Origin of the sequence: Actinoplanes sp. NPDC051633 (genome assembly GCF_040681735.1) — a bacterium.
In the GTDB taxonomy this organism is placed as follows: domain Bacteria; phylum Actinomycetota; class Actinomycetes; order Mycobacteriales; family Micromonosporaceae; genus Actinoplanes.
In genome coordinates, this window is the sequence record NZ_JBFAZH010001275.1 from 1 (window position 1) to 2120 (window position 2120).

Annotated in this window: 1 protein-coding gene; it reads right to left on the reverse strand. The window is 70.1% G+C overall.

The annotated features are described in order from the left end of the window. Positions 1–2119 (reverse strand): glycoside hydrolase family 48 protein (locus tag AB0M20_RS40005; protein ID WP_364306351.1); only part of this gene is annotated, 2119 nt, incomplete at its 3' end. Between the last annotated feature and the right edge of the window lies 1 nt (position 2120).

Consider the following 2120-nt stretch of genomic DNA (forward strand, 5'->3'; position numbering starts at 1 on the left):
TGTTGGCCACCGGTGCGGCCGGGTTCCAGGTGGCCGGCGCGCCCGACCACTGGAGCGTGGACGGCACCTGGTAGTTGCCGCCGGACCCGACCGTGGTGTTCGCCAGCGCCCACGGCACCCACTTGTCGAGCAGCGCCTTGGCCTGCGCGTTGCCGGTCTGGTGGTAGAGCTCGGCCACTCGCTGCATCGACCACACCTGCATGCCGAACCAGCTGTTGCTGCCCGGGTCGTGGTAGACGGGGTGCTCGGTGTACGGCATGCCGTAGAAGGTCGGCGTGCCCGACGGCGGCTGCCCGTACGCGCCGTCCCAGCTGTTCGTCGCGCCGCCGGCGATCGCGCCCTCGGACGACTGCAGCCAGGTGTAGAACTCCAGCTGACGCTTCAGGCTGTTGGTCCAGTCGGCGTTCGCGCTGCTGCTCTTCATCGCCGAGGTCAGCTCCGGCGTGTTGGTCAGCGCCCAGGCCGCGAACGGGTTCTGGTAGCCGAAGTGGGCGTGGCTCGACCCGATCCGCCAGGACCACCCGGCCGCGGGGTCGGTCGCGCCGCCCCACGCGTAATACCAGGACAGCAGGTAGTGCGCCGAGTCCTTGCCGCTGCCCGCCGGGCACGCGGCGGGCCCGACGCAGTTGCCGATCTTCTTGAAGTACTTGTCGAACATCGCGTACCGCAGGTAGTCGCCCATCTTCGCGGCCTTGGTCACGGTCGCGGAGATGTCGGCCAGCTTGCCCTGCTGCTTGGCCCAGGTCAGCGCCCAGTACGCGGCCTGGATGGCGCGCGCGTCGGCGTCCGGGGCGTTGGTGTACTTCCACTGCTTGGCCGGCGCGGCACTCTCCTTGATCGACAGATCGAGGAAGCCGCTGGGGCCGCCGTGCGCGAAGGTCTCACAGGACGGCTGCGGCACGGTCTCCCACACCGACTCCTGCGGCCCGCGCTGGAAGGTGTTGATGTACGCCGGCTTGGTGGTCTCGTCGCCGCAGCGCCCGAAGCCGTACGTGTTGTCGACGTCGAGCAGCCAGTGCATGCCGTAGATGTCACCGGTGCCGTACGCGCTCTGCAGCTCCGACCGCAGCGGGTCCTGGCCGACCGGGACGCTGGGCTGCAGCGCCGACGGGTACTGGTCGGGGCGGTTGTACTCGGCCGCGTACTGCGCCGTGCCGGCCACGCCCGCGGTGACCTGGTCGGCGTGCGACGGGATGATGTACTTCTCCATCGTCGCCCAGGCGTTGTTGAACGGCGTCCAGTTCTGCGTGACGCGTCCGTACTGCGCCTCCAGCCACAGCCAGAAGCTGAACGCCTCGGACGTGGTCTCGTGCCCGTGGTCCGGCGCCTCCACGATCAGCGTCTCGATCGAGTGGTACGGCACGCCCTCAGGGCTGAAGTACCCGGAGCTCTTGATCTTCTGGTACTGCGCCAGGAACCGCCGGGTGTACTCGTCGTCGCCACCGGGGATGTCGTCGTCCAGCTCGGTGGCGCTGACGGCGAGCGGCTCGTATCCGGTGGCGGACGCGGTGATCGTCGCGGAGCCGCTGACCGTGTCGGTGTCCTGCGCGGCGGCCACGGTGGCGGTCACGCCGGTGTTCCAGTTCGCCGGGGTCAGCGTGGCCGTTGCGGGCGAGACGGTGACGTCGGCGTCGCCGGTGCGGGCCAGCGCGACGGTGACGTTCGAGGTGGGTGCGGCGCTGAGCTTGAGGTTGAAGGTGCCGGTGCCGCCCTCGGGCACGGTCACCGCCGACGGTGTGGCGACCAGCGTCGGCGCCGACGGCTGGTCGCCGGCGCAGGTCGTGCCGTTGAGCGTGAAGGCGGCCGGTTTCGGGTTGCTGCCGGTGTGCGTGCCGTTGAAGCCGAAGCTGACGGTGCCGCCGGTCGGGACGCCGCCGTTCCAGGCGGCGTTGGTGGCCGACACCTGGGTGCCGGTCTGGGTGACGGTGGCCGACCACCCCTGGGTGACGCGCTGGCCGCCGGTGAACGCCCAGCCCAGGTTCCAGGAGGTGAGCGGGTCGCCGAGGTTGTGGATGGTGACGTTGGCGGTGAAGCCGTTGTTCCAGTCGTTGGTGGCGTACGTGATCTCACAGGCGGTCGCTGCGTATGCCGAGACCGGCACGCTCACCGCGCCGGCGATC